General features: G+C 68.7%; 4 protein-coding genes and 1 tRNA gene. 3 read left to right on the top strand and 2 right to left on the bottom strand.

The window, feature by feature from the left end; genetic code table 11:
- Positions 1-205 precede the first annotated feature (205 nt).
- Positions 206-278: transfer RNA gene (locus ACFWN1_RS32880), tRNA-Lys, on the top strand.
- Positions 279-548: 270 nt separating this feature from the next.
- Complete coding sequence (locus tag ACFWN1_RS32875; protein WP_384370298.1) at positions 549-788, top strand: helix-turn-helix domain-containing protein; 240 nt, start codon at positions 549-551, stop codon at positions 786-788.
- A gap of 93 nt (positions 789-881) precedes the next feature.
- On the opposite strand, the gene ACFWN1_RS32870 is transcribed toward ACFWN1_RS32875, so the two are convergent.
- Both ACFWN1_RS32870 and ACFWN1_RS32865 read right to left on the bottom strand, forming a co-directional pair.
- Positions 882-1,067: a hypothetical protein gene (locus ACFWN1_RS32870; protein WP_384370295.1), complete on the bottom strand. Its 186-nt coding sequence runs from the start codon at positions 1,065-1,067 to the stop codon at positions 882-884.
- Positions 1,064-1,450 carry a hypothetical protein gene (locus ACFWN1_RS32865; RefSeq protein ID WP_384370292.1) on the bottom strand — a complete coding sequence of 129 codons (387 nt, stop codon included), beginning with the start codon at positions 1,448-1,450 and terminating at the stop codon, positions 1,064-1,066. Before ACFWN1_RS32865 ends, ACFWN1_RS32870 begins: the two co-directional genes overlap by 4 nt.
- Positions 1,451-1,637: 187 nt before the next feature.
- On the opposite strand from ACFWN1_RS32865, the gene ACFWN1_RS32860 reads away from it, so the two are divergent.
- On the top strand, positions 1,638-2,381 hold the full coding sequence (locus ACFWN1_RS32860; RefSeq protein WP_384370289.1) for a GntR family transcriptional regulator: 744 nt from the start codon (positions 1,638-1,640) through the stop codon (positions 2,379-2,381).
- Positions 2,382-2,520 lie beyond the last annotated feature (139 nt).

Genomic DNA, 2,520 nt, shown 5'->3' with positions numbered 1-2,520 from the left:
ACGGCCCCCGTACGGGTCACCACAACGCGCCGACCTTCAACTACGCCCCGGCCGCCGTCCTCGTCGTCCTCGGCTTCGCCGCCATCTGGTGGCTCGCCTCCGCCCGCCACTGGTTCCTCCGCGACTGACCGACACGGCCGTGTCCCCGATACCCGATCGGAGACACGGCCACCGCCAGCTATGCTCGGACGGGCAACACCGCCCCGGGCCCTTAGCTCAATTGGCAGAGCAGTGGACTTTTAATCCATTGGTTGTGGGTTCGAGTCCCACAGGGCCTACGAGAGGGACCCCAGCTCAACGCAGAGTTGAGCTGGGGTCCTTTCCTTTTTGTCCCGGTCTCATGATCGTCTGCTGGCCCGCTGCTGGCCCGAGGGGACGTCAGAAAATGAGACCGGGCGACCGCTGACGCGCGGCCGCCCGGCTCGCCGAGCGCCCTCTCCGGAGTCCTTGCTCCAGCGCTGCGGCTGTCTTGCCCCCGCGTCAAGATCACGGAAAAGCCATCTGGGGGAGGGCTGACACATAATCTCGCAGGCCAGACGGTGTGTCGAGTGTTTCCCGACCCGCCCGACGAGGATGTCTGGCTCCGTGACGAGCGCGCCCGTGTCGGCCGACGCATCCGCGAGGTTCGGGTACAGAGGCGGTTAACCCAGGAGCAGGTGTTCCTGGCGGCTCCACTCAGCCGCACCTACTTCCAGAAGCTCGAAGCCGGTACGGAGAACCCGACCCTGGAGACCCTGCTCCGCATCGCCCGCGCGATCGGGGTCCCGCTGTCCGATCTGCTGGAGTAGCGGATTCCGCCGGCCGGTCCCTGCCGGCGGCATCCTGCGGTTCACCCCGAGCGCCGCCAGGCGTCCCGCGCCCGGCCCGTGAAGGCCGGGGGTCTATGCCCATTCGACGCCGGTGGCGTCGGTGGGGTGCTTCTTCTCGTAGCGGTGGGCGTGCTTGCCGGTGTGGCCGGGTGAGCGGGTGCACCAGAGGCGGCCCGCCTCGTCCCAGGCGCCGCAGTAGCCCATCGCGCGGAACGTCTGGCGCGACAGCTCGGGGTTGTCGGGGATGGCGGGGCTCATCGGCAGCCGCCCTGTCCGACGCGGCTGCCCTGCCGCTGGGCGCGGAGCAGGCCGTAGCCGACTGTGCAGTCCGTCCATCGTGCGCGGTCGCGGCAGGTGGCGCAGTCGAAGGAGTGCGCGGCGAGGGCGTTCTGGGCGCGGGTGGCGATGCACGGGCCGCAGGACTGGGGGAACGTGAGCACGCCGTCGTGGAGGTGCTCGCCGAGGTCCACGGCCGCGTCGGCGGGGATGGGCCGGCCGCCCCAGATGCAAGCGCGGCCTGCGGTCTGGTCGGCGGTGAGGGCGGCGGGGTCGGGGAGGCTGAGGTAGGGCAGCGCCTCGGCCGGGAAGGCAGCGGGCTGGCGCCCTGCCCGCGCGGGATGTGTGGCGGTACGGTGTGCCATGGCGGCTCCTCGACAGTCGTCCACACCCCCGGGCCGGTGACACGGTCGCAGGGGTCGCTTTGTGTCCTAGGTCAGAAATTAGCGTGTCCTAGGTCACGCGCCTAGCAGTCAACGGCGTTTGTGTGGCAGCAATTTCAGTGTGTCCTAGTACAGTCAGGCATGGCCTAGGACACCGAGGAGATGCCGCATGCCCGACACAGAGCACCCCTACATGAAGGTCGCCGAGCGCATCCGCCGCCGCATCCTCGATGGCGCTCTCGCGGAAGGCGCGAAGCTGCCTGCTCAGCGGGACTTGGCGAAGAGTGAAGGCGTCTCCGTGGCCACCCTCGGCAAGGCTCTGGACCATTTGCAGGTCGAGGGCTACATCACCACCTCGCGGCGCGGCACCTTCGTCGCCAACGCCCCCGAGGTCGCCCCCAGTTCCTACGACCGGATAACACGGGTCATGCGCACCGGCAGCGTTCTCGCTCAGGGCGAGACCGTCATCGTCACCGTCGCCGACCTGGTCAAGCCGCCGCAGTACATTGCGGAACTGTTCGACCTCGCTGACGGCGATCAGGTCGTGCGCCGCCAGTGGCACACCGGCAAGGGGCAGCAACGCACCGGCCTGTTCGTCACCTGGTATCCCGCGCACTTCGCTGCCGCAGTCCCCGAGCTGCTGTCCACCGCGAACCACCTCGCCCCGCGTCTGCTGGCGAAGATCCAGCAAGCTACGGGCAGGACCATCACAGCCGGCCGTGACGACATGCACGGCCGGGATGCCGACGCCCGCGAAGCGAACTTCCTCGCGCTGCGCATCGGCTCCCCGATCCTTGCCGGAGCCCACCGCCTCTGGGACGACGAGGGCGTCATCGAGTACGGCGAGTGGTGCCTGCCGTACCGGCTGACCATCGGGTACGAATACACCTTCACGCAGGAACCCGACGCGTAGACAGACCCTCGAACGCACGAATGCGGCCCCCGCCCTCCCGGAGGAGACGCTGTTGGTTTATTCGGGGGTTCGCGTGACGTCGGCCTGCAAGACCCGGTTGTGGTCTTGCAGGCCGGCGTTGTTGTGTGAGGTGGATGTC

The sequence above is a fragment of the Streptomyces sp. NPDC058459 genome, from assembly GCF_042721685.1.
Classification (GTDB): domain Bacteria; phylum Actinomycetota; class Actinomycetes; order Streptomycetales; family Streptomycetaceae; genus Streptomyces.
Note: the sequence above shows the minus strand (reverse complement) of the source record. Positions and strands in the feature narration are given on the sequence as shown.